A 22,840-nucleotide genomic window follows, 5' to 3' on the forward strand; every position below is an offset into this window, starting at 1 on the left:
GGAGTGCATGCGGTGCTATCCTGGGCCGGTGAGTTTCCTCGAACGCAAGCGCCAGCTCGTCAAGGACGAGCTCTCGCACACCGCCGCCCAGCTCATCGCGCGCAACGGCTACGAGGAGACCACCGTCGAGCAGATCGTCGAGGCGGCCGGGGTGTCGCGGCGGACCTTCTTCCGCTACTTCCGCTCCAAGGAGGACGTGATCGTCGAGGTGCTCACCGCCGTCGGCGAGCACACCCGCGCCATCGTCGCCGCGCGTCCGGACGGCGAGCCGCCCGGCGCGTCGGTCCGGCACGCGCTGGAGGAGCTGACGCGGCACTACCTGGAGTTCCCGGAGAAGGCGCTCGCGCTCACCCGGCTCATCCTCGGCACGCCCGCGCTCCGGGCCCGCTACCTGGACCGGCAGTTCGAGTGGCGGCAGGGCGTGGCCGCCGAGCTGCTGCCCCGCTGCGCCGGCGACCGGCTCCGCGCCGAGCTGATCTCGGGGGTCGGCTTCGCCACGCTGGACGTGGCCATGGCCGGATGGGCCGAGGCCGGGGACGATCTGCCGCAGGTGCTCGCCCGCGCCCTGGAGCTGTCCCGGCTCGACCAGCTCTGACCGGCCGCCCCCGCCGAGGTCAGCGGCCGACGGTGAGCACGATCTTGCCGATCTGCTCGCCCGCCTCCATGTACCGGTGGGCGTCGGCCACCCGCTCCAGCTCGAAGGTGCGGTCCACCACCGGGCGGAAGGCCCCGGCGGCCAGCCCGGAGGTGACGAACGCCTCGGCCCGGCGCAGCCTCGCCGGGTCGCGCGTCGTCTCGTGCATCGTGTAGGTGCGGATGTTGAGCGCGGGCATGCCCAGGTCGAAGCCCGGATACGGGGTCACCTCGCCGCTGACCGCCCCGTAGAGGAACAGCGTGCCGCCGGGGGCGACCGCCCTGGCCAGGTCGAGCACGCCCGGTCCGGCGACGGCGTCGAAGACCAGTTCCGCGCCGCGCCCGCCGGTCAGGCCGAGCACGCGCTCGGACACGCTCTCCTCGCCGGTGACGACGACCTCCTCGGCGCCCGCCTCGATCAGGGCCTGCTTCTTGGCCGGCGTGCGGGTGGTGGCGATCGGCCGCGCCCCGACCCGGCGGGCGACCTGGATGGCCGCCAGGCCGACGCTGCTGGAGGCCGCGGTGAGCACCACCGTGTCGCCCGCGCGCATCCCGCCCACCTCGACCAGCGCGCCGTAGGCCGTCACGTACGGCATCCAGACCGCCGCCGCCTCGACCGCGTCGAGCCCCTCCGGCCGGTGCAGCACCGCCGCGGCGGGCACGATCGCCCGCTCGGCGTAGAGCGGGTAGTCGTTCATCGAGAAGGCCGGCACCACGCTGACCGGCCGGCCGGGCTCGAACCCGCCCACTCCGGGGCCCACCGCCTCGACCACCCCGGCCGCCTCGGCGCCCAGCCCGGCCGGGAGGCTCCTGGCCGCCTCGATGTAGTGCCCGCTGCGGAACAACACCTCGGCCCGGTTGACGCCGATCGCCTCCACCGCGATCCGGACCTCGCCCGGCCCGGGCTCGCCCACCGCCACCTCCTCCAGCCGCAGCACCTCAGGCCCGCCGTACTCGTGGAAGCGCACCGCTCTGCTCATCGCCCGCACCTTTCTCGTCATCGGTGCCGCCGACTCAAGCACGAAAGGACGATCGCCGTCAAACTTCGATCGTCATGGTACTTTGATGGCTGCCGGACCAACCACAGGAGGCGCCCCGATGCCCCGAGCGCAGCAGGCCGAGCGGGTCCCCCCGCACCCCGACCTCGCCGACGTCACCTTGCAGCAGGTGCTGGAGGCGCTGGTCGACCCGGTGCGGCGGCTCATCGTCACCGCGCTGCACGCCGCCGAGACGGACGTCGCGTGCGGGGCCATCGACCTGCCGGTCGGCAAGTCCACCGCCACCCACCACTTCCACGTGCTGCGCGAGGCGGGCCTCATCCGCCAGCACTACCGGGGCACCTCCCGGCTGAACACCCTGCGCCGGGAGGAGTTCGAGGCCGCCTTCCCCGGCCTCCTGGACCTGGTCGTGCGCGCCTCGCAGCCGCGGGCGGACTAGCGGGCGGCGTCGATCTCGGCGCGGTGCGGCATGGAGGTGCTGGCCCCGGCCTTCTGGACCGACAGCGCGGCGGCGACCGAGGCGAAGCGCAGGGCCTCGGCCGGGACGAGCCCCTCGGCGCGGGCCACGGCCAGGGCGCCGACGAAGGTGTCGCCGGCGGCGGTGGTGTCCACGGCCTGCACCGGGATGGCGGCCACGCGCAGGCGGTCGCCGGTGCGGGAGCCGTACAGGGCGCCCTTGGAGCCGAGCGTGACGACCGCCTCGGGGACCCGGTCGAGCAGCAGGTCGAGGGCCTGAGCCGGGTCGGGGGAGCCGGTGAGGTCGGCGGCCTCGTGCTCGTTCGGGACGAGCAGGGTGACCGCGTCGAGCAGGGCGTCGGGCAGCGGCTGCGAGGGGGCCGGGGTGAGGATGACCGGCACGCCCGCCGCGCGGGCCGCCAGGGCCGCCTCGGTGACGGCCTCCATCGGCAGTTCGAGCTGGAGCAGCAGCGCCTGCGAAGCGGCGATCATCGCCTCGTCGGCCGGGGTGAGGCTCTTGACCTCGCCGTTGGCCCCCGGCACCACGATGATCGAGTTGGCGCCGCCGCCGTCGACGACGATGTGCGCGATGCCGCTCGCGCCGGGGAGCTGCCGCAGCAGGCTGACCTCGATCCCGGCCTCGACCAGCACGGCGCGCAGGGCGATGCCGAAGCCGTCGTCGCCGACGGCCCCGAGGAAGGCGACCTCCGCGCCGGCGCGGGCCGCGGCGATCGCCTGGTTGGCGCCCTTACCGCCGGGGATGGTGTGGAAGGCCCGGCCGGTCACCGTCTCGCCAAGCTTGGGCGCTTGGTCGACGTAGGCGACGAGGTCCATGTTGGCGCTACCGAAGACCGAGATCATGCGTCCATCCTCCCAGCTCAGTGAGGCTGATGCCGTCGAAGCCGGTCAGGCTGCTGGCCAGGCTGTCCCGCATCCGCCACTGCTCGGGCACGCCCCAGAGCGCCCCTGCGACGGAGCCGGCGGTGGCGCCGGCGGAGTCGGTGTCCCAGCCGGCGGCGACCGCCCCGGCGATGGCGGTGGTGAAGTCGCGGGCGTGCACGAGCGCGGCGGCCACGACGGCGGCGTTGTTGATCGTGTGCACCCAGTGCAGGTGGCCGTGGCGCTGGTAGAGCCGGTCCACGACCTCCTCGAAGGAGGCGAGCGAGGAGGCGTCCTCGACCGCCTGCCGTACGGCTCGCGCCAGCCGGGAGGCGGGCGGGATCACGGCCAGGCCGGCCTCGACGACCTCCAGCGCGGAGCCGGCCGCCAGCGACCGGGCGCACATGGCCGCGGCGAACATGGCCCCGTACAGGCCGTTGGCGGTGTGAGTGAGGCGGGCGTCGCGCCAGGCGTGCTCGGCCGCGGTCCACGGGTCGCCCGGGTTGGTCCAGCCGTACACGTCGGTGCGGATCAGCGCGCCGATCCACTCGCGGAACGGGTTGCGGTAGGTCGCGACCTGCGGGATCTCCAGGCCGTCGAGCAGGTTGCGGTAGGCGACCCGCTCGGCGGTGAAGGTCCGCCCGGCCGGCAGCTCGTCGAGCCAGAGCCCGGCGACCTGCTCGGTGGTGAACTCGCGCCCGTGCCGGCGCAGCACCGACAGCGCCAGCAGCGGGTAGTTCAGGTCGTCGTCCTCGGGGATGCCGTCGATGTTCTCGGCCAGCGAGTTCACCGCGCTGCGCCGGTTCCACGGCCAGCGCCGGGCGATCTCCTCCGGCAGCCCCTCGGCGGTGAACCAGCTCCGGAGGGGCCAGTTGCCGGTCGCCTCGGCGATTTCGCGGATCGCCTCGCGCGGCAGCTTCTCGACCGGCTTGCCAAGGACGCACCCGGCGGCGCGGCCCTGCCAGGCGGCCAGGATCCGCTCCCGGTCCACCGGCACCCGCCCCGGCCGCTCCGCGGGCCAGTGCGCGGTGATCCCGGCCAGGTCGGACGGCTCCTGCTCGGCCAGCGGCGAGGGGATGGCGGCCAGCTCGTCGAGCAGGTCCTCGGCCAGGCCGCGCAGGTGGGCGGCCTCGCCGGTGGAGGCGCCGGCGCGCGGCGGGGCGTCGTGCCCGCCCGCCGCGTGCCACCGCTCCGCGATCCGCGCGACCCGCCCGTCGCCCCCGTCGGCCGGGTGACGGCCGTCCTCGGCGGCCTGGCGCAGCTCGTGGCCGATCAGGTCCTCGGGCTGGACCCAGGTGAGCCGGATCACTCGCCCGCCAGGTGGGCGAAGGTCTCCTCGTGCGCGCGCCGCCGCCGCAAGTCCAGGGCGTACACCTGGCGAGCGACCCGGGCGATCGCCAGGCCGGGCTCCACCAGGTCGGTACGGCTGGCCTCGGCGACCTGCGCGAGCCAGTCGGACGGCACCCCGGCCAGCCCGCCGAGCGCACCGGCGATGGCCCCGCCCATCGAGGCGATGGAGTCGGCGTCCCGCCCGTAGTTCACCCCGCCCAGCACCGTCTCACGGAAGTCGCCCTTGGCGATCACCAGGAAGGCCAGCGCCAGCGGCAGTTCCTCGATGCTGTGCAGCCGGCTCGGCCGCCGGGCGCCGAGCCCCTGGTCGCGGTAGGTGTCGGCGACCGTGTCGTAGGGCCGGACCGCCTCGCGCAACGCCTCGAAGGAACCCTTCCAGTGCCCGAGGTCGCGGGCGCGGGAGCAGACGGCGTCAATGGCCGCCTTGGTCCCGTCCTTGGCCAGGGCCAGGCAGGCGGCGACCACGGAGTCGGCGGTCGCGCCCGGCCGCATGGCCTCGGCGACCGCGGCGGCCATGACGCCGGCCGCCTCGCGGCCGTAGCTCGACTGGTGGGCGCCGGCCAGGTCGATCGCCTCGGCGTAGGCCCGCTCCGGGTTGCCCGCGTTCACCACGCCCACCGGCGCCATGTACATGGCCGCGCCGCAGTTGACGATGTTGCCCGTGCCGGCCTCACGCGGGTCCACGTGCCCGTAGTGCAGCCGGGCGACCAGCCACTTCTCGGCCAGGAAGATCCGCTGCAACGGCAGCGCCTCGGCCTCCAGCTCCGGGATCCACACCTTCGAGCCCATCAGCTCCGGCACCAGGTGATCGGCGGCGGAGTAGGCGTCGAGGTGGTCGCCGGCCTTCTCATACACGCGGATCAGCGCGTGCGTCATCAGGGTGTCGTCGGTGATGTGCCCGTCACCCTTGTGGTAGGGCGCGATCGGCCGCGCGTTGCGCCAGTCGGCGTTGTACGGCGGGACGATCCCCTCGACCAGCCCCCCGTAGCGCGTGACGATCTGCTCGGGCGTCCACCCCTCGGTCGCCCCGCCCAGCGCGTCGCCGACCGCCGCTCCCGCCACGCATCCGGCGGCCTTGTCCTCAAGCGGCGTCATGCGATCCCCTCCACGATGTCCAACAGATCTCTCCCACCCAGGTCGGGCAGGCAGCAGCCGGACAGTCTCCGTGCCGCGGCCGCCCATTGCTCAGGTATCACGCTTGCTCCCCCGCAGGCTCCCACGAGCGCGCCGGTCAACGCGGGCGCGGAGTCGGCCGTCGCGGCCAGGCAGGCCGCCGCCGGGATCGCGGCCACCGTGCCGCCGGACACCTCGGCCAGCGCCAGCGCGATCGGCACGGTGACCGAGGCGGCCACGCCGTAGCTGTAGACGTGGTCGATCAGCTCGGCGTCCAGCGCCGGGAGCGCGGCGAAGGCGTCCCCGGCGGCTCTGGCGGCCTTGAGCGCGCGGCGGGCGTTGAGCCCGATCGCGGTGTCCTCCGGCAGCACGTCCAGCGCCGCCCGCACGGCCCGCCGCACGTCGCCGCAGGCGATCGCCTCGCGGACCGCCGCGGCCATGGCCAGCGCGCCCAGCACGCCGTCGCCGGAGTTGGTCACCGCCGCGTCGGCGGCCGGGTCCAGCCCGCGCACGCCGAAGGCGACGGCCCGCACCGCGGCGGCGTCGTCGAAGAAGTGCGGGTTGTCGTGCCCGCTGGCCGGCGGCTCCAGGCCCCGCGCCAGGTTGTCGAGGGCGGTCGCCACCGAGATGCGCGCCCGCACCTCCTCGCGCCCGGCCAGGGCGCGGAAGGCCGCCACCCGCGCCCGTCCCCCGGCCGGATCGGCGCCGGCGTCTTTGGCGGCGGCGTCGAGGGTCAGCAGGGTCCAGGCCACCCACTCGGCGTCGTCGGACGGCCCCAGCGCCAGCGGCGCGGTGGGCTGGTTGAGCGCGAAGGGCACCGGCAGCGTCGTGACGCGGTGCTCCTCGGCGAACGTCTCGAGCTCGCGATACAGCCGCCTGCTCCACGGCGCGTGCGCCAGCGACCGGTGGCGCGCGGCGGGCCAGCCCGCGGCGTCGCCGACGGCCAGGCCGAGCACCGCGCCGGCGGCTCTCTCCCCCGACATGATGGTTCTACAGTCCTTTCACCAGCTCGTCGGCGACGTCCAGCACGTGCCGACCGGCGACCACCGGCAGGCACTTGCCCGCCACCGGCCCGATCTGAGCGGCCCAGCGGCCCGGCACCCCCGACTCGCCCTGCCCGGCGCCGGCCAAGGCGCCGGCTATGGCGCCGATGGTGTCGGCGTCGCGGCCCAGGCTGACGCCGAAGACCACCGAGGTCTCGACGTCGCCGCCGCCGGCCAGGTAGGCGGCGAAGGCCAGGGCGACGGCCTCGGGGGCCAGGTCGGTCCAGGGGTAGTGCCGGACGACCACCGCCTCGTGCAGCGCCTCACCCAGCGCGGTCGCGCCTGCCGTACCGGCCTCGAAGAAGGCACTCGCCGTTCCCACCTGGAAGTCAGCTCCCGCCCCACCAGCCCGGGAGTCGGCTCCCGCCCCACCAGCCCGGAAGTCGGCTCGCGCCTGGTCGGCCAGTGCGGCGGTGACCAGGTCGACGGCGCGGCGGAGGGAGCGGCCGGTCCACGAGTCGGCGGGCACCGCCGACAAAGCGGCCTCGGCCGCCTGCGCCGGGGTGGCCCCGCCCATCGCGGCCGCCACTCCGGCGGCGACCGCACGACCGCCGAGGATGCCCTCGCCGGCGTTGCTGACCCGCCCGTCCTGCTCCACCAGCCGGGCCGCCTCCAGGGGCTCGCTCGGGCAGAACACCCCGTAGGACGCGGCCCGCATGGCCAGCCCGTCGGACCAGCCGTGCTGGTGCCAGAGCCCGGTCAGGGGCGGTTCGAGCCCGCGCCTGAGCGCCTCGACGGCGCCCAGCTCGGAGAAGCCGGCCCCCTTCATCGGCCCGCTGATCAGCGGCAGGACCGACTCGCGGTAGGCGGCCACCACGTCCTCGGAGGTGAGCCCCCGCCCGTGCCGCACCAGCAGTGAGGCGGCGAAGATGGCGTATTCGGTGTCGTCGGTCCCGCCGCCGGTGACCTCGGTCAGCCGGCCCCAGCGGGCGGTGATCTGGGCGGGCGTGAGGTTCTCCGCGGGCGCCCCGAGGGCGTCGCCGGCCGCGAGGCCGAGCAGACACCCCCGGGCGCGGTCCCGGAGCACGCTCGCCGGAATGGCGCTGTCCCCGATGGTCATGGGCTAGTACCGCTCCAGGACCTTGTTCCCTTCCTCGACGAGCTTCTTGGCGGCCTCGTCGAGGGAGATCTTGCCGGCGTAGTACTCCTGCAGGGCCGGCGTGGCCACCTTGCTCTTCCACTCGTCGTACCCGTTGACCTTGAGGAACGGGGCGACGACGAGCGACTTGACCGAGGCGGTGGCGACGTCCCAGCCGTTCTCCTTGCCGGTGATGGACGGGTCGGAGGCGGCCTTGACCGAGGTCGGCAGGAGCCAGTCACCCTTGGCCAGCTTGGCCTGGTTGGGGCCGTTGAGGAAGAACTCCATGAACTTCAGCGCCTCGTCCGGGTGCTTGCTGTCGGCGGCCACCGACAGGGTCTGCGAGACCGCGCCCTGGTTGGTGCTGGTGCCCTTCAGCGGCGGCAGGGTGATCCACTCGAAGCCCTCGGGCGCCTGCTCGACGACCTGCTGGCGCAGGTAGACGCCGACCGGGAGCATCGCGTACTCGCCCTTGTAGAAGCCGGGTAGCGGGTCGGCGGTGCCCATGCCGAGGGTCTTGGGGTCGGCCGACTTGTCCACGTGGATCTGGTTGTAGATCCGCTGCAGGACCTCCTTCTCCTCCGGGCCGACCTTGACGGTGGTCTTGCCGTCGGCGTCGGTCTGGAAGAAGGTGCCGCCGAAGTTGAGCGCCAGGTTCAGCGTCTTGTTGACCGGCGACTTCATCGGCCAGGCGACGCCGAAGGCGCCGTCCTTGGTCAGCTTCTTGCTCACCTCGGCGAACTCGTCCCAGGTCCAGGGGTTGTCCGTGGTCGGGATGCGCACCTTGGCGGCGTCGAGCAGCTTCTTGTTGGCGATGATGACCTGCGACTCCTGCAGGAAGGGCACGCCGTAGACGCCGCTCTCCTTGCCGAAGGTGACGGTGTCCCAGGCGGCCTGCGGGATGTCGCTCTTCAGCTCGGCGGGCAGCTTGTCCTTGAGGTCGAGGAGGTAGCCGCGCGAGGCGAAGTTGGACAGCGCCGGGGAGTCGTTGTGGATGACGTCTGGCGGGTCGCCACCCTCGAACTGGGTCACGAGCTGGTCGTTGACGTTGTCCCAGGAGCCCTGGACGTAGGTGACCTGGATGCCGGGATTGGCCTTGTTCCACTCCTCGACGATGGCCTTGTTGGCCTCGACGGACTCCTTCTGCCACGCGAGGGACAGGAAGTCGAGCTTCACCGGCTCGGCGGCCTTGGGCGCTTCGCTCGAGGTGCCGCCCTGGGGGGAACCGCCACTGCCGCACGCGGCGGCGAGGGCGAGCAACGCCGCTGCCGCCACGGCAGATTTGATGCGCATATCGCGACTCCTTCTAGCCCTTGACGGCTCCGGCCATGAGGCCGGACTTCAGCCGTCGCTGGATGATTGCGAAGAAAATCAGACTGGGGATCGTCGCCATGAGTGAGGCGGCGGCGAGCGGGCCGAGCCTGGCCACCCCCTCCGGGCCGGTGAACCGCGCCAGCATCAGAGGGAGCGTCATCACGTCGGGGTCCTTCAGGACCACGAGCGCGAAGAGGAACTCGTTCCAGGAGGAGATGAACGAGAAGAGCAGGGTGGCCACCACGCCGGGGGCCAGCAGCGGCGCGACCACGCTCACGATCGAGCGCAGCCGTCCCGCGCCGTCCACCGCCGCGGCCTCCTCCAGCTCGCGTGGTACGGCACGCACGTAGCCCTGCAGCATCCACAGCGCGAACGGCAGCGTGAAGGTGACGTGCACGACCACCACACCGGCGAGCGTGTTGGTCAGCTCCAGGTTCCGCAGCACCATGAAGAGCGGGATGATGATCAGGATGAACGGGAAGACCTGGCTGACCAGCACCCATCCGGTGGCCACCCGGCTGAGCGCCCCGCGGATGCGCGCCATCGCGTAGGCGGCCGGCAGCGCCAGCACCACCGTCAGCAGCGCGCTGGCCAGCGCCACGATCAGCGACCGTACGGCGGCGCCGACCAGGTCCTGCTCGGTGAAGGCGGCGGTGAAGTTGGCCAGGGTGGGGTCGTCCGGGATCCACGCCGGGTCGGTGGAGGCCATCTCGCGCGGCGTCTTGAGCGCCGTGGACAGCAGCCACGCCAGCGGGAAGGCCAGGAAGACCATGTACGCGGCCAGCGCCACGTACTGCGAGAACCGCTTCACGAGCTCGCCTCCCTCATCTGCCGCCACAGGTAGACGCCGAGGAGGGCCAGCACCACGACCATGATGGTCAGGCCGAAGGCCGCCGCCGAGCCGAAGCGCCCGTAGCGGAAGGCCTCCTCGTAGGCGAAGAGCATGGGCAGCCGGGTGCGGCCGCCCGGCCCGCCCTGGGTCAGCACGTAGACCAGGGTGAACTGGTTGAAGTTCCACACGAAGTCGAGCGAGGTGATCGCCACGATCACCGGCTTGAGCTGCGGCAGCGTGATGTTCCTGAAGCGCTGCCAGGTGCCCGCGCCGTCGATCTTGCCCGCTTCGTACAGCTCGGCCGGCACGTTCTGCAGGCCGGCCAGGAGCACCACGGTGGTCTGGGGCATGCCGCTCCAGACGCCCATGAGGATGATCGCCGGCAGCACGAAGGTGAAGTCGGCCAGCCAGTCGATCTCGGTGCCGAGGATGCCGTTCAGGATGCCGGCGTCGGCGTGGTAGACCAGGCGCCACATCAGGCCGATGACGACCGGCGGCATCGCCCAGGGCACCACGGCCAGCACCCGGCCCACCCCGCGGAAGCGCAGCTTCTCGTTGAGCAGCAGCGCCAGGCCGAGGCCGAGCAGGAAGGTGAGCACGGTGACCGAGACGGCCCAGATCAGGCCGACGAGCATGGACTGCCAGAAGTCGGAGTCCTCGAACAGCCGGGTGAAGTTGTCGAAGCCGATGAAGCTGTAGGTGACGTTGCGCCCGGCCTTGGCGTCGGTGAAGGCCAGGGCCATGCCGTAGAGCAGGGGCCCGACGCTGAACAGCAGCACCGGCACCAGGGCCGGGAGCATCAGGACCAGCGTGTCGCGGGCCTGCTTGCCGCGCGCGGCCCGGCGGGCCGGGGTGTCCTGCTTCGGCGGTCGGGTTGCGGTGGCGGTCATGCCGGCCCCCCGGTGGATTCGCGGATGACGAGTCTGGGTTCGACGGTGACCACGCTGGGCGTGCGGTCGCCTTCTTCGAGGCGGGCCAGCAGCAGTTCGGCGGCGGCCCGGCCGCGTTCGGCCGAGCCGAGCGAGACGCTGGTCAGCGTGGGCCAGGAGGCGGCGGCCAGGTCGGTGTCGTCCATGCCGACCACCGCCACGTCCTCGGGGACCCGCCGGCCGGAGGCCCGCAGCACGTCCAGCGCGCCGAGGGCGATCAGGTCGTTGGCGCACATCAGCGCGTCGACGCCGGGCGAGCGGGCGAGCAGTTCGCGGGCCGCGCCCGCGCCCGCCTCGCGGTAGAAGTCGCCGATCTGGACCAGGCTCTCCTCGTACGGCAGGCCGAGCTCGTCGAGCGCCTCGCGGTAGGCGGCCTCGCGGGCCGCGCCGGGGACGGTGTCGAGCGGGCCGTTGAGGAAGCCGATCCGGCGGCGGCCGAGCGAGTGCAGGTGGTGGACGGCCAGCCGGACGCCGGCGCGCGAGTCGGCGCGCACGTTGTCCACCTGGGTGCCGTCCGGGACCAGGCCGATGATCACCACCGGCGCCCGTGCGGCGGCGATCATCTTGAGGTGGTCGTCGGTCACCCGGATCGGGCACATGATCAGCCCGTCCACGTACCGTTCGCCGAGGCTGTGCAGCACGTCGATCTCGTCGGCCACTACCGCGTCGGTCGAGTGCAGCACCAGCCGGTAGCCGGCCGCCTTGAGCACGGGCTGGATCTGCCGGACCATCGCCAGGTAGACCGGGTTGCCGATGTCGGCCATGGCGAAGGCGATCTGGTGGGTGCGGCGCGACTTGAGCGAGCGGGCGACGGCGTTGCGCACGTAGCCCAGCTCGTCGGCGGCCTTCATGACCTTGCGCTCGGTGTCGGGACGGGTGGGCAGCCCGTTCAGCACTCGTGACACCGAAGCGATCGAGACACCCGCGCGTTCGGCGATCGTGTTGATCGTGGGTCCGTCGGCCACCCCTGCCCCTTTCGCCTGGCGAGCCACGCTGTAAACGTTTACCGTGTGGCTCTCATGAAACCGGGCGGTAACCTAGCGGTCAAGTCACAGTCACATAACGCCACGTGACTCAGGGTAGTACTCCGCCGACAGTGTCCCGCCCGGGGGCGGCCCGGCTACCGGGCTACACCGGCACCCTCTCGCGCGAGCGGCGGGTGAGCTCCCGCACCGCCGGCACCCCGGTGATCGCGATGATCGCGGCGAAGGCGGCGGGGATGAACAGCGAGACCCGCAGCGAGGTCTCCTCGGCCACGAACCCGAGCACCGCCGGGCCGAGCAGCAGGCCGGTGTAGCCGAAGGCGGTCACCAGCGACAACGCCTTGCCCACCGCCGCCCCCGAGGCGCCCACGGCGCTGAAGATGACCGGCACCACCGTCGCCAGACCCACGCCGGCCAGTCCCCAGCCGGTCCAGGCCAGCGGCGTGCCGCCGAAGACCGGCGACAGCAGCACCAGGACGTACCCGGCGGTGGCCACCACCCCGGCCAGGCCGATCGTGGCCACGCTGCCCAGCCGGGCCCGGATCGGGTCGCCCAGGAAGCGCACGACGGTCATCGCGGTCGAGAAGATGGTGAAGGCCATCGGGGCGATCGCCGGGTCGCCGCCGAGCACCGTGCGGGTGTGCAGGGCCGCCCAGTCCATCGCCGCGCCCTCGGCCAGGTGCCCGGCGAAGGCCGCCACGCCCAGCACCAGCACCAGGCCCCAGCGGATGCCGCTGCCCTTGGCCTCCTCGCCCTTCGCCTCGCGCACCGGCGGGGGCAGCAGGGTGCCGCCCATCGCCAGGTAGAGCAGCGGCGTCACCAGCGCCCCGCCGACCAGCAGCGCCTGCGGGTCGAGCCGCGCGGTGAGCGCGAGGGAGGTGATGCCGCCGCCGACCGCGCCGCCCAGGCTCCAGGTGCCGTGGAAGGCGGAGATGATCGGCCTGCCGTACAGGCGCTCGACCTCGACGGAGTGGGTGTTGATGGCCACCTCGACGACGCCGATGCCGAGGCCGAACACCACGGCGGCGACGGCCAGGGTGAGGTAGTCGGGCGCCAGCGCCGGGCCGAGCAGGGCCAGCGAGCACAGCGGGCCGGCGACCCGGCTCATCGTCCGGCTCGACCAGCGGTCCACCAGGTGGCCGGCGGCCAGCATCGAGACCAGCGCGCCCACCGAGACCAGCAGCAGGACGGTGCCCAGCCGCGCGGGGCCGAGAGCCAGCCGGTCGTTCAACGAGGGCAGCCCGGCGGCCCACAGGCCGATGGTGACGCCGAGGAAGAAGAAGTAGCCGAACATGCCCCAGCGGGCGCGCCTTTTGTTCACGACTAGAGCATAATCAGAGGATGATGCCCACCGTAAGTGGCGATCTGCGAGCTCTTAACCGGATTCGGGTGCTTCGCGCCGTGCACGACTGCGGGGGCAGCCGGACCCGCGCCCAGCTCACCCGCGAGCTCGACCTGGCGCGCGGGACCGCGTCCGTGCTGGTCGGCGAGCTGATCGAGAGCGAGCTGCTGGCCGAGACCCCGGCCGCCGAGCACGCCCGAGGCCGGCCCACCCTCGTGCCCGGACCGCACCCGCGCGGGCCGCAGGCGCTGGCGGTGGACCTGCGCGAGGACGAGTGGGAGATCGCGGTCTGCGAGCTCGGCGGGCGGGCGACCACCCTGGAGGTCCGGCCGCACGACGGCACCCCCGAAGGCGCCTTCCTGCCGATCGGCGCCGCCCTGCGCGCGCTGGTCGGCCCGCGCACCGTCGGCGTGGGCGTCGCCGTCGCCGGCCCGGTACGGCAGGCCGCACCCGGCGAGGACCCCCTGGTGGACATCGCGCACCTGCGCTGGCGCGACGTCCCCGTGGGCGAGTTGCTCTCGCTCGGCGCGGTCCCCCTGCACCTCGGCAACGACGCCCGCCTGGCCGCCCTCGCCGAGGCCAGGCGCGGCCAGATGCGCGGCGTCGAGGTGGGCCTGCACCTGCACATCGCCTTCGACCTGGGCGGCTCACTGCTGGTCGGCGGGCGGCCACTGACCGGCGCCTCCGGCACGGCCGGCGAGTTCGGGCACATGCCGATGGCCGGGGACGACGAGCCCTGCCTGTGCGGGACGAGCGGGTGCTGGGGGGTGCAGGTCGGCTCCAACGCGCTGCTGCGCCGGCTCGGCCTGCCGTACGGGGGCGGGAAGGGACGCGCGGAGGCGGGACGGATGCTGGCGCGCGCCCGATCCGGCGACCGGGCGGCGGCCGAGGCGCTGCACGCCGTCGCCCGCGCCCTGGGCAAGGGCGCCGGGGCGCTGGTGAACGCGCACGACCCGGCCCTGGTCACCCTCTCCGGCTTCGGCGAGGACCTGCTCGGCGAGTCGCTGCGGGAGGCCTACGTGGCGGCGCTGATGGAGATGCGCCGCCCCGCGCCCCCGCCGGTGGTCGCCTCCGCGCTCGGCTGGCGCGGGCCGCTTCTCGGCGCGATGGAATCGGTGTTCGATGCCTTTCTGACCCCGAATGGGGTGGAAAGGTGGCGACACGCCCGGATGCACGGTGTGATGTACACCACGTCCGCCTCCGCCCCCGTATAGCCGCACAAAGGGGTGAAAGCCCAGGTCAGGACGGCTCTTGCCGCCGATCGGGCGGCAGGGTACGGATTGCGGCGTTGCCGACCGATCTGGAGGACATGTGGACCTCGAACTGGCCCTGCGCATGTGCGAGGCGGCCGTCAAGCAGGCCGCCCGGGAGGGCGCGCTGGTCAGCGTGGCCGTGGTCGATTCGGGCGGCCACCTGGTGGCCTTCCAGCGGATGGACGGGGCCGAGATCGCCGGGCCGGTGCTGGCGCCGGGCAAGGCCTACACCTCGGTGGCGAACCGCACGTCAACAGCGGTTTTGGCGGAGTTGACCAAGCCGGGAGGTGAGCTGTTCGGGCTGGCCGGCGAGCGTTTCATCTGCTTCGGCGGCGGGGTCCCGCTGTGGGCCGGCCGGGAGGAGGACGGACGGGTGGCGGGCGGCGTCGGGGTCAGCGGCGGGAGCGTCGCGCAGGACGTCGCGTGCGCCGAGGCGGCGGCTCTGGTATGGCGAACCCGCTGAGCACCGCTTTTGGTAACACGACCCGCTGGTATCCGCCATGATTAGCCGTTGCAATACGGGTAACAGAGTCCCGGAACGAAACTCCCCGAGGAGAGATACACGATGGCACTTCCCACACTGACCCCCGAGCAGCGCAAGGCGGCTCTGGAGAAGGCCGCGCAGGCCCGCGCCGAGCGGACGGCCCTGCTGGGCAAGGTCAAGTCGGGCGAGCTGACCTTCGCCCAGCTCCTTGAGCGTGACGATGACATCGCCAAGAAGATCAAGGTCTCCCAGGCGCTTCGCGCGGTCAAGGGCATCGGTCCCGCCAAGGCGACCGCCCTGATGGAAGAGGCGGGCGTGGACGAGAAGCGCCGTCTCGGCGGCCTCGGCGCCCAGCAGCGCAAGAAGCTGGTCGAGGCGCTCGGCTAGATCCGTTTTTCCGGGGGGAAGGGCAGGGGTCCGGGGTAGGGTCCCGGGCTGTTCGTGCGGGGGAGCGACGCTCCCCCGCCCCCTTGGCCGCCCCCTGGCGCTCGGGAGCGCTCAGCTCCTGAGGTAGGCGAGGACGGCGAGCACCCTGCGGTGCTGGTCGGAGTCCTCGGCGTGCAGGTCGAGCTTGGCGAAGATGCTGCGGATGTGCTTCTCCACGGCGCCGTCGCTGATCACCAGCGCCCGGCCGATCGCCGGATTGGACTTGCCCTCCGCCATCAGCCCCAGCACCTCGCGCTCGCGCGGGGTCAGCGAGGCCAGCGGATCGTTCTTCCTGCGCCGGACCATGAGCTGGGAGACCACCTGCGGGTCGAACACCGTGCCGCCCGAGGCCACCCGGCGCAACCCCTCCAGGAACTCCTCCACGTCGATGACGCGGTCCTTCAGCAGGTAGCCGACCGCCCCGCGGGCATCGGCCAGCAGGTCGTCGGCGTAGGACACCTCCACGTACTGCGACAGGATCAGCACCGGCGCCCCCGGCACGCGGCTGCGCACCTCCACCGCGGCCCGCAGGCCCTCGTCGGTGAAGGACGGCGGCATCCGCACGTCCACCACCGAGACGTCCGGCCGGTGCTCCACGACCGCCTCCACCAGGCTGTCGCCGTCACCGACCGTCGCCACGACCTCGTTGCCGAACTCCTCCAGAAGCCTGACCAGGCCTTCCCGGATGAGAACGGCGTCGTCGGCCACCACTACCCGCACGGAACCTCCGCCACGATCATCGTCGGCCCGCCGTCCGGCGATTCCACCGCGAGCTCGCCGTCGACCGCGCGCAGCCGGTCGGCGAGGCCCTGCAGGCCGTGTCCCTTGGCGACGTGTGCGCCGCCGACCCCATCATCGCCGATGGTGAGCAGCAACGAGGAACCGGTCTTCATCAGCGTGATCGTGGCGAGCTGGGCGCGGCTGTGCTTGGCGATGTTGGTGAGCGACTCGGCGACGACGAAGTAGATCGCGTTCTCGACGGCGGCCTGGAAGCGGCCGACGACCTGGATGTCCAGCTCCACCGGGACGGTGCAGCGGCCGGCGAGCGCGGCCAGCGCGGGGGCCAGGCCCCGGTCGGACAGGATGGGCGGGGCGATGCCGCGCGACAGGGCCCGCAGTTCGTCGAGGGTCTCGCGGGTGGCGCTGATCGCCTCCTTGATGGTGACCTGGGCCGCCTCGGGGTCCTTGGCGAGCTGGCGCTGCGCCCGCGACAGCTCCATGGCCAGCGAGACCAGGCGCTGCTGCGGCCCGTCGTGGATGTCGCGCTCCAGCTTGCGCAGCGCCGCGGCCTCGGCCGACACGGCGGCGGCGCGGCCCTCGGCCAGGTCGTCGATGCGCTCCTGGAGCTCGGCCACCCGGGTGAGCAGGAGCCGGCCGTACCCGGCGCGCAGCAGGGCGCCGCCGCGCACGAGGTAGGGCAGCATCACCAGGCCGAGCACGCCGATGCCGAGGTTGATGACCAGGTTGGGCCCGTAGCCCGTCCCCACCCGGAGCACCTCGGCCAGCCCCGCGTTGCCGGGGATGCGGCTGGTGACCAGGCCGTGGATCGGATAGGTGAGCGCCGTGACCGGGATCGCCCACGCGACCAGGGTGAGCACGAAGGAGATGATCGCGAACGGCAGCAGCAGGACGCCGTGCAGCAGGTCGAGCCAGGACTGGCCGCTGGTCATCGGGTTCACCAGGCGGCGCACCCGGCCGGCGTCGGCCGGCGCGGCGCGGTAGCGGGGCCGCACCAGCGGGCGCTGCAGCACGTCGGCCATCCAGGCGCGCTCGCCGTCGGCCAGCCCGCGCGCCAGCATCAGCGTGCCGGCCAGCAGGGGCACCCCGACCCACACCACGAGCGTGCCCACGCCGGCGGCGAAGCCGACGAGCAGCAACGCGAAGCCGAGCACGGCGGTGGGGAAGCCGACAATCTGGTAGCGCGTGTCGAGGGCGACGCGCCGGATCCTGGAACGCATGACCTCAACGCTACGGGCCGCGAGGGACGGGATCGACCCGGCGGACCCGCCTGCCGTGGTAGGGCCTGCCCTACCCCCCACCCTGCGGGGATGTCCACCCGAAGACGGTGGTCTGCGGCAGTGTGCCGGAGTCGCTCAGTCACAAGGCTAGACACATGACGCAAACCGCCCTGCTCGGCCGTGCCCGGCCACAGACCCCCCGGGACCCTTTCATCGACCTGCTGCGGGTCTTCGGCATGGCCCTGGTCGTGCTCCAGCACTGGAGCATCCCCGTGCTGGGCTTCGACGGCGCCCGGCTGAGCACCGGCAACGCGCTGGCCACCCCCGGCGTCTGGGTGGTCACCTGGATCAGCCAGGTGATGCCCCTGGTCTTCTTCGCCGGCGGCGCGGCCAACGCCATCAGCTTCCGCCGCGCCCGCGGCAGCTCCCCCGCCTGGCTCGGCTCGCGGCTGCGCCGGCTGGCCTGGCCGCTGCTGCCGCTGGCGGCGGTCTGGATCCCGCTCCCGCACGTGCTCGGCGCGCTCGGCGTGCCCGAGCAGCCGCTGGAGACCGGCTCGCGGCTGACCGGCCAGCTCCTGTGGTTCCTGGCCGTCTACCTGATCGCGGTGACGGCCACGCCGTACCTGCTCAGGCTGCACGCGCGGTACGGCTGGCGCGTCCCGGCCGTGCTGGGGCTGGGCGCGGTCGCCACCGACGTGCTGCGCTTCGGCACCGGTGCCGAGATGCTGGGCTACGCCAACATCGTGTTCGTCTGGCTGGCCGTGCACCAGCTCGGCTTCTTCTACGTCGACGGCCGGCTGCGCCGCACCGGGCTGCTCGCGCTGGCCGGGTACGGCGCCGCCGCGCTGCTGGTCGGCTTCGGACCCTACCCGGGCAGCATGATCGGGCTGCCGGGCGCCGAGATGTCCAACATGGCGCCGCCCACGCTGGCCATGCTGGCCGTCTCGGCCGGGCAGATCGGCCTGGCGGTGCTGCTGCGGCCGCTGATCGTGCGGCTGCCCACCGAGCGGCTGATGGGCTGGGCCGGGCCGCGGATCATGACGGTGTACCTCTGGCACATGCCCGCGCTGTTCGCGGTGACCGGGGTGGTCGTGGTGCTGTTCGGGGTGGAGACGCCGCAGCCGTTCAGCGGCGGGTGGCTGGCCGGGTGGCCGCTGTGGCTGGGGCTGCTCTCGGTGGTCATGGCGTGGCTGCTGCGGGGGTTCGCGCGCTTCGAGGAACCGCCTGCCGTACCGGCTCGGGAGCTGGGATGGGCGGCGGCGCTCGGCGCGGCGGTGCTGGTCGGTGGCGGGCTGCTCACGCTGACGGCGGCGGGGTTCGCGCCCGGGATCGCGCCGGTGGCCGGGACGGCCGCGCTGGTCGGCGGCCTGCTCCTCACCCGCGCCGGCCGCCGCCCGTCCGCCGCGGTCGAGCCGCCGGCGGGCCCGGCCGAGCCGCCCGCGGCCGAGCGGCTGCCGGTCAGCTCGTCGGCGTGAGCTCCGGCGCGGGCACCGTCGCCGGGTCCTCGGGCGGGGTCGAGGTGGGGAGTCCGGTCGGCGGACCGGTCGTGGACGAGGTCGGGGAGGCGGTGGGGGTGGGCGGGTCGGTGCGCATGTGCGGCGCCAGCAGCCGCCCCCACGAGTCGGCCATCTTCGCGTACTCCTGCTCGCACCGTTGAGCCCGCGCCACCGGCAGCTCCCCCTCCGCCACCAGCGGCAGGAAGGCGTTGTGGTCGGAGCCGTAGAGGTAGCACATCATCGTGTAGTACCGCTGCCCGCTGAGCGAGTGCTCGTCGGCGTAGTCCTCCTTGCCGAGCGCGCCCTCCTCGCTCTCGGCCATCCGCCCCCAGGCGCCGATGGTGGCCAGGATGCCGGTGTAGTCCTTGCTCTCCTCCGCCTCCCCGATGAGCACGAGCGCCGAGAGCTGGTCGACCGCGTCCTCCTCCTTGCCGGTGGTCGGCAGGTCGTACAGGTCGATCAGGCCGTGCCCGAGCTCGTGGAAGAAGATGCCGTTGAGCGCGCCCACGACCCGCTCGTCGACCTCCTCGGCCGGGGGCGGCTCCTCGCCCTTCTCCGGCTGGGCGAACAGCTTGCCGAGGTAGGCGGCCATCTCGTAGCACATGGTCAGCGAGCGCTCCTCCGGGTCGTAGAAGGCGTTGACCATGTCGCACTGCTTCGCCACGATCGGCACGTCCACCGGCGGCGCGAATCCGGCGTTGGCCGCCGCCGCCCACTCCTGCACCAGGTTGCGGCCGCTCATCAGCGCCGCCGCCGGCCCCAGGTCGCGGTTGCCGGGCCGGACGTAACCGGCGGTGAAGCGGTAGGGCGACCCGGCACTGGGGCTGGTGCTGGGGCTGGTGCTCGGGCTGGGCGGGGGCACGGACGCCCCGCCGGCCGCGGGCCTGGCCGGCCGGAACGGGGCCACGCAACCGGCCAGCATCAGCGCGAGCACCCCGAGCACGATCAGTCTCATAGCAGTATGTAATCAGGCGCATGCGAACAGTCGCCTTACTGGGGCCGGTCAAGTCGATGAGATTATGGACGGGTGGACAACCTCCTCATCGACCGCCTCCCCGAGGACATCGACGCCGGGCCCGACGACATCTTCGAGGCCTTCTCGGCCTGGAACGCCGAGCGCGGCCTCACGCTCTATCCAGCGCAGGAGGAGGCGCTGATCGAGGTCGTCTCCGGCAACAACCTGATCCTGGCCACGCCCACCGGCTCGGGCAAGTCGCTGGTGGCCGCGGGCGCGCACTTCACCGCCCTGACCCGCGACCAGCGCACCTTCTACACCGCGCCGATCAAGGCCCTGGTGTCGGAGAAGTTCTTCGACCTGTGCGCGATCTTCGGCACCGAGAACGTCGGCATGATGACCGGCGACGCCAGCGTCAACGCCGGCGCCCCGATCATCTGCTGCACCGCCGAGATCCTGGCCAACCTGGCCCTGCGCGACGGCGCCCGCGCCGACGTGCAGCAGGTGGTGATGGACGAGTTCCACTTCTACGCCGAGCCCGACCGCGGCTGGGCCTGGCAGGTGCCGATCCTGGAGCTGCCGCAGGCGCAGTTCGTCCTGATGTCGGCGACGCTCGGCGACGTGGCGATGTTCGAGCGCGACCTGACCCGGCGCACCGGGCGCGCGACCTCGGTGGTCAAGCACGCCGAGCGGCCGGTCCCGCTGGTCTACTCCTACCGGATGACGCCGCTGCACGAGTCGCTGGAGGAGATGCTCTCCACCGGCCAGGCGCCGGTCTACGTGGTGCACTTCACCCAGGCCGCGGCGATGGAGCGGGCGCAGTCGCTGATGTCCATCAACATGTGCAGCAAGGCCGAGAAGGAGGCCATCGCCGCGCTGATCGGCCGCTTCCGCTTCACCACCAAGTTCGGCCAGGCCCTGTCCCGGCTGGTACGGCACGGCATCGGCGTGCACCACGCGGGCATGCTGCCGAAGTACCGCCGGCTGGTCGAGCGGCTGGCGCAGGCCGGGCTGCTGAAGGTCATCTGCGGCACCGACACCCTCGGCGTCGGCGTCAACGTGCCGATCCGCACGGTGCTGTTCACCGCGCTGTCGAAGTACGACGGCACCAAGGTGCGCCGGCTGCGCGCGCGCGAGTTCCACCAGATCGCCGGCCGGGCCGGCCGGGCCGGGTTCGACACCATCGGCTACGTCGCCTGCCAGGCGCCCGAGCACGACATCGAGAACCACCGCGCGCTCGCCAAGATCGGCGACGACCCCAAGCGGCGGCGCGGCTACGCGCGCAAGAAGGCGCCGGAGGGCTTCGTCGGCTGGAGCGAGGAGACCTTCGCCAAGCTCCAGGAGGCCGAGCCCGAGCCGCTCGGCTCGCGCTTCAAGGTCAGCAACGCGATGCTGCTGGCGGTGATCAACCGGCCGGGCGACTGCTTCCAGGCGATGAAGCACCTGCTGACCGACAACCACGAAGAGCGCAAGTGGCAGCGCCGGCACATCAGCCAGGCCATCGCCATCTACCGCTCGCTGCTGGCCGGCGGCATCGTCGAGCAGCTCGCCGAGCCGGACGAGCAGGGCCGGCGGGCGCGGCTCACCATCGACCTGCAGGAGGACTTCGCGCTCAACCAGGCGCTGTCCACCTTCGCGCTGGCGGCGATGGAGCTGCTCGACCGCGAGTCGCCCACCTACGCGCTCGACATGGTCTCCATCGTCGAGTCGATCCTGGACGACCCGCGGCAGATCCTGTCGGCGCAGCTCAAGAAGGCGCGCGGCGAGGCCGTGGCGCAGATGAAGGCCGACGGCATCGAGTACGACGAGCGCATGGAGCTGCTGGCGGAGGTCATGTACCCGATGCCGCTGGAGACGCTGCTGCTCGGCGCCTACGAGACCTACCGGCGCGGGCACCCGTGGGTGGCCGACTACACCGTCAGCCCCAAGTCGGTCATCCGCGACATGTACGAGCGGGCGATGACCTTCTCCGAGTACATCTCCTTCTACGAGCTGCCGCGCTCGGAGGGCACGGTCCTGCGTTACCTGGCCGACGCCTACCGCACGCTGTCGCGCACCATCCCCGAGCACCTGAAGACCGACGACCTGGTCGACCTCATCGAGTGGCTGGGCGAGCTGGTGCGGCAGGTCGACTCCTCGCTGATCGACGAGTGGGAGAAGCTGGCCAACCCGGCCGAGGCGCTGGAGCGGCAGGAGGAGCTGGAGGCGAAGGTCCGCCCGGTCACCGGCAACCCGCGCGCCTTCCGCGTCCTGGTGCGCAACGCGATGTTCCGGCTGGTGGAGCTGGCCGCCTACGACCGGCAGGAGGAGCTGGAGGAGCTCTACCCCGACCTCGACTGGGCCGCGATGCTCGACGCCTACTACGACGAGCACGACGAGATCGGCACCGGTCCCGACGCGCGTGGGCCGGGGCTGCTGCGCATCGCCGAGGAGAGCGGGCTGTGGAAGGTGCGCCAGGTCGTGCTCGACCCGGAGGGCCACGGCGACTGGGGCTTCGACGCGGAGGTCGATCTGGCCGCCTCCGACGAGGAGGGCCGGGCCGTGCTGCACGTGCAGGGGCTCAACCGGCTCTGAGGTCCGGAGGGCGCGTGTGCCGGAGCGGACTGGCAATGGACGCCCCGGCACACGTCCACATCTCAGTCTCGGCCGGGCATCGTCCCGGTCACGTCATGGGAGTGTCGCAAGATCCGGACATTCGCTCAGTCGCAGGCCGCGACGGCGCAGATCTTGGCGAGCATGGCCTTGGCGTCCTTCTGCTGCCGGGCGTAGTCGGTGCCGGCCGGACGGCCCCACTCGCCGCTCTGGGAGTAGATCACGATCGCGTTGGCGCGGCGGGCCACGACCGCCCGCTCGCCGCCGATCGCCGGCTTGCGGCCCTGGTAGAACTGCCCGAGCACCAGGAGAGCCTCGTCACCCAGCGCGGCCGGGACGCCCTTGAAGCGGTAGGAGGCCGAGCCGTGGTCCTTGCGCACCGCGCAGGTGGTCAGGGCGGTCCGCAACGCGGTCATGCTCTCCTGCGCGGCCTGCGTGGAGGCGTACACGATCACCTGCTCCGACTTGGCGTAGTCGGGGACCGCGGTGTAGGTGATCGTCTTGGCCGCGGTACGGCCGGCCTGCCCGAGGGCCTGCTTGTTGCACGGGTTCACCGTGAAGCGAGCGGTCTTGGCGGCGCTCACCTGCCAGCTCGTCTCCGGGTTGGCGTCCTTCTGGGCCGCGGCCTTCTCGTACAGCAGGAACCCCTTGGGGATCGGCGCGGCCAGGCCGGTGGCGACGGCTAAAAATAGGATGAGCTTCATTCGGCACATCCTGCCAAAATGG

General features: G+C 72.7%; 22 protein-coding genes. 7 read left to right on the forward strand and 15 right to left on the reverse strand.

The window, feature by feature from the left end; genetic code table 11:
- Window positions 1-28 precede the first annotated feature (28 nt).
- On the forward strand, window positions 29-595 hold the full coding sequence (locus ACIBG7_RS20425) for a TetR family transcriptional regulator (RefSeq protein WP_397337233.1): 567 nt from the start codon (window positions 29-31) through the stop codon (window positions 593-595).
- A gap of 19 nt (window positions 596-614) precedes the next feature.
- Here ACIBG7_RS20425 and ACIBG7_RS20430 read toward each other — a convergent pair whose 3' ends face one another.
- Entirely contained in the window at window positions 615-1,613 is a 999-nt protein-coding gene (locus ACIBG7_RS20430; protein WP_397337234.1) for a zinc-dependent alcohol dehydrogenase family protein, read from the reverse strand.
- 118 nt (window positions 1,614-1,731) lie between these two features.
- Here ACIBG7_RS20430 and ACIBG7_RS20435 point away from each other — a divergent pair, with 118 nt between their 5' ends.
- The gene (locus tag ACIBG7_RS20435) at window positions 1,732-2,070 is read left to right on the forward strand and encodes an ArsR/SmtB family transcription factor (RefSeq protein WP_397337235.1); all 339 of its coding nucleotides are present in this window, start codon (window positions 1,732-1,734) and stop codon (window positions 2,068-2,070) included.
- On the opposite strand, the gene ACIBG7_RS20440 is transcribed toward ACIBG7_RS20435, so the two are convergent.
- The 10 genes from ACIBG7_RS20440 to ACIBG7_RS20485 all read right to left on the reverse strand — a co-directional run bounded on the left by ACIBG7_RS20440 (window position 2,067) and on the right by ACIBG7_RS20485 (window position 12,929).
- Window positions 2,067-2,948, reverse strand: coding sequence for a ribokinase (locus tag ACIBG7_RS20440; RefSeq protein ID WP_397337236.1), 882 nt, complete (start codon window positions 2,946-2,948; stop codon window positions 2,067-2,069). The genes ACIBG7_RS20435 and ACIBG7_RS20440 overlap by 4 nt on opposite strands.
- On the reverse strand, window positions 2,929-4,275 hold the full coding sequence (locus ACIBG7_RS20445; protein ID WP_397337237.1) for an ADP-ribosylglycohydrolase family protein: 1,347 nt from the start codon (window positions 4,273-4,275) through the stop codon (window positions 2,929-2,931). The genes ACIBG7_RS20440 and ACIBG7_RS20445 overlap by 20 nt, the downstream gene beginning before the upstream one ends.
- Entirely contained in the window at window positions 4,272-5,411 is a 1,140-nt protein-coding gene (locus ACIBG7_RS20450) for an ADP-ribosylglycohydrolase family protein (RefSeq protein WP_357928101.1), read from the reverse strand. Before ACIBG7_RS20450 ends, ACIBG7_RS20445 begins: the two co-directional genes overlap by 4 nt.
- Window positions 5,408-6,412, reverse strand: coding sequence for an ADP-ribosylglycohydrolase family protein (locus tag ACIBG7_RS20455; RefSeq protein ID WP_397337239.1), 1,005 nt, complete (start codon window positions 6,410-6,412; stop codon window positions 5,408-5,410). The genes ACIBG7_RS20450 and ACIBG7_RS20455 overlap by 4 nt, the downstream gene beginning before the upstream one ends.
- Before the next feature lie 7 nt (window positions 6,413-6,419).
- The gene (locus tag ACIBG7_RS20460) at window positions 6,420-7,532 is read right to left on the reverse strand and encodes an ADP-ribosylglycohydrolase family protein (protein ID WP_397337240.1); all 1,113 of its coding nucleotides are present in this window, start codon (window positions 7,530-7,532) and stop codon (window positions 6,420-6,422) included.
- 3 nt (window positions 7,533-7,535) lie between these two features.
- Complete coding sequence (locus ACIBG7_RS20465; protein WP_357928107.1) at window positions 7,536-8,843, reverse strand: sugar ABC transporter substrate-binding protein; 1,308 nt, start codon at window positions 8,841-8,843, stop codon at window positions 7,536-7,538.
- Between the two features lie 13 nt (window positions 8,844-8,856).
- Entirely contained in the window at window positions 8,857-9,675 is an 819-nt protein-coding gene (locus tag ACIBG7_RS20470) for a carbohydrate ABC transporter permease (protein ID WP_357928109.1), read from the reverse strand.
- On the reverse strand, window positions 9,672-10,586 hold the full coding sequence (locus tag ACIBG7_RS20475; protein WP_357928111.1) for a sugar ABC transporter permease: 915 nt from the start codon (window positions 10,584-10,586) through the stop codon (window positions 9,672-9,674). The genes ACIBG7_RS20470 and ACIBG7_RS20475 overlap by 4 nt, the downstream gene beginning before the upstream one ends.
- Window positions 10,583-11,590, reverse strand: coding sequence for a LacI family DNA-binding transcriptional regulator (locus ACIBG7_RS20480; RefSeq protein WP_357928112.1), 1,008 nt, complete (start codon window positions 11,588-11,590; stop codon window positions 10,583-10,585). The genes ACIBG7_RS20475 and ACIBG7_RS20480 overlap by 4 nt, the downstream gene beginning before the upstream one ends.
- A 163-nt stretch (window positions 11,591-11,753) precedes the next feature.
- Entirely contained in the window at window positions 11,754-12,929 is a 1,176-nt protein-coding gene (locus ACIBG7_RS20485; RefSeq protein WP_397337241.1) for an MFS transporter, read from the reverse strand.
- Window positions 12,930-12,997: 68 nt separating this feature from the next.
- On the opposite strand from ACIBG7_RS20485, the gene ACIBG7_RS20490 reads away from it, so the two are divergent.
- From ACIBG7_RS20490 to mihF, 3 genes are all read left to right on the forward strand, one after another.
- Window positions 12,998-14,164, forward strand: a complete 1,167-nt coding sequence (locus tag ACIBG7_RS20490) for an ROK family protein (protein WP_397337242.1) — start codon at window positions 12,998-13,000, stop codon at window positions 14,162-14,164.
- Window positions 14,165-14,261: 97 nt separating this feature from the next.
- A complete protein-coding gene (locus ACIBG7_RS20495) occupies window positions 14,262-14,666 on the forward strand; it encodes a heme-binding protein (protein WP_357928118.1) in 405 nt (134 codons plus the stop codon).
- Window positions 14,667-14,768: 102 nt separating this feature from the next.
- Window positions 14,769-15,074, forward strand: a complete 306-nt coding sequence (gene mihF, locus ACIBG7_RS20500; protein WP_357928120.1) for an integration host factor, actinobacterial type — start codon at window positions 14,769-14,771, stop codon at window positions 15,072-15,074.
- A gap of 111 nt (window positions 15,075-15,185) precedes the next feature.
- Here mihF and ACIBG7_RS20505 read toward each other — a convergent pair whose 3' ends face one another.
- On the reverse strand, window positions 15,186-15,833 hold the full coding sequence (locus ACIBG7_RS20505) for a response regulator transcription factor (RefSeq protein ID WP_357928121.1): 648 nt from the start codon (window positions 15,831-15,833) through the stop codon (window positions 15,186-15,188).
- The gene (locus ACIBG7_RS20510; RefSeq protein WP_357928122.1) at window positions 15,824-17,071 is read right to left on the reverse strand and encodes a sensor domain-containing protein; all 1,248 of its coding nucleotides are present in this window, start codon (window positions 17,069-17,071) and stop codon (window positions 15,824-15,826) included. The genes ACIBG7_RS20505 and ACIBG7_RS20510 overlap by 10 nt, the downstream gene beginning before the upstream one ends.
- Window positions 17,072-17,226: 155 nt before the next feature.
- Here ACIBG7_RS20510 and ACIBG7_RS20515 point away from each other — a divergent pair, with 155 nt between their 5' ends.
- Entirely contained in the window at window positions 17,227-18,546 is a 1,320-nt protein-coding gene (locus ACIBG7_RS20515) for an acyltransferase (protein WP_397337243.1), read from the forward strand.
- Here ACIBG7_RS20515 and ACIBG7_RS20520 read toward each other — a convergent pair.
- Window positions 18,530-19,522 (reverse strand): DUF4344 domain-containing metallopeptidase, encoded by a 993-nt coding sequence (locus tag ACIBG7_RS20520; protein WP_397337244.1) that lies wholly within the window; start codon window positions 19,520-19,522, stop codon window positions 18,530-18,532. The two genes, ACIBG7_RS20515 and ACIBG7_RS20520, sit on opposite strands and share 17 nt — an antisense overlap.
- A 72-nt stretch (window positions 19,523-19,594) precedes the next feature.
- Between ACIBG7_RS20520 and ACIBG7_RS20525 the strand changes: the two genes are divergently transcribed.
- Window positions 19,595-22,096 carry a DEAD/DEAH box helicase gene (locus ACIBG7_RS20525; protein WP_397337245.1) on the forward strand — a complete coding sequence of 834 codons (2,502 nt, stop codon included), beginning with the start codon at window positions 19,595-19,597 and terminating at the stop codon, window positions 22,094-22,096.
- 125 nt (window positions 22,097-22,221) lie between these two features.
- Here the strand turns inward: ACIBG7_RS20525 and ACIBG7_RS20530 are convergent, their stop codons facing one another.
- Window positions 22,222-22,818 (reverse strand): hypothetical protein, encoded by a 597-nt coding sequence (locus ACIBG7_RS20530; RefSeq protein WP_397337246.1) that lies wholly within the window; start codon window positions 22,816-22,818, stop codon window positions 22,222-22,224.
- Window positions 22,819-22,840: the final 22 nt, after the last annotated feature.

Origin of the sequence: Nonomuraea sp. NPDC050328 (assembly GCF_044459405.1) — a bacterium.
GTDB lineage: Bacteria > Actinomycetota > Actinomycetes > Streptosporangiales > Streptosporangiaceae > Nonomuraea.

Coding starts and splice junctions, on each gene's coding strand:
- ACIBG7_RS20430 (WP_397337234.1), bottom strand. CDS start 1,613: ATGAGCAGAGCGGTGCGCTTCCACGAGTACGGCGGGCCTGAGGTGCTG.
- ACIBG7_RS20435 (WP_397337235.1), top strand. CDS start 1,732: ATGCCCCGAGCGCAGCAGGCCGAGCGGGTCCCCCCGCACCCCGACCTC.
- ACIBG7_RS20440 (WP_397337236.1), bottom strand. CDS start 2,948: ATGATCTCGGTCTTCGGTAGCGCCAACATGGACCTCGTCGCCTACGTC.
- ACIBG7_RS20450 (WP_357928101.1), bottom strand. CDS start 5,411: ATGACGCCGCTTGAGGACAAGGCCGCCGGATGCGTGGCGGGAGCGGCG.
- ACIBG7_RS20455 (WP_397337239.1), bottom strand. CDS start 6,412: ATGTCGGGGGAGAGAGCCGCCGGCGCGGTGCTCGGCCTGGCCGTCGGC.
- ACIBG7_RS20460 (WP_397337240.1), bottom strand. CDS start 7,532: ATGACCATCGGGGACAGCGCCATTCCGGCGAGCGTGCTCCGGGACCGC.
- ACIBG7_RS20465 (WP_357928107.1), bottom strand. CDS start 8,843: ATGCGCATCAAATCTGCCGTGGCGGCAGCGGCGTTGCTCGCCCTCGCC.
- ACIBG7_RS20475 (WP_357928111.1), bottom strand. CDS start 10,586: ATGACCGCCACCGCAACCCGACCGCCGAAGCAGGACACCCCGGCCCGC.
- mihF (WP_357928120.1), top strand. CDS start 14,769: ATGGCACTTCCCACACTGACCCCCGAGCAGCGCAAGGCGGCTCTGGAG.
- ACIBG7_RS20510 (WP_357928122.1), bottom strand. CDS start 17,071: ATGCGTTCCAGGATCCGGCGCGTCGCCCTCGACACGCGCTACCAGATT.
- ACIBG7_RS20515 (WP_397337243.1), top strand. CDS start 17,227: ATGACGCAAACCGCCCTGCTCGGCCGTGCCCGGCCACAGACCCCCCGG.
- ACIBG7_RS20520 (WP_397337244.1), bottom strand. CDS start 19,522: ATGAGACTGATCGTGCTCGGGGTGCTCGCGCTGATGCTGGCCGGTTGC.
- ACIBG7_RS20530 (WP_397337246.1), bottom strand. CDS start 22,818: ATGAAGCTCATCCTATTTTTAGCCGTCGCCACCGGCCTGGCCGCGCCG.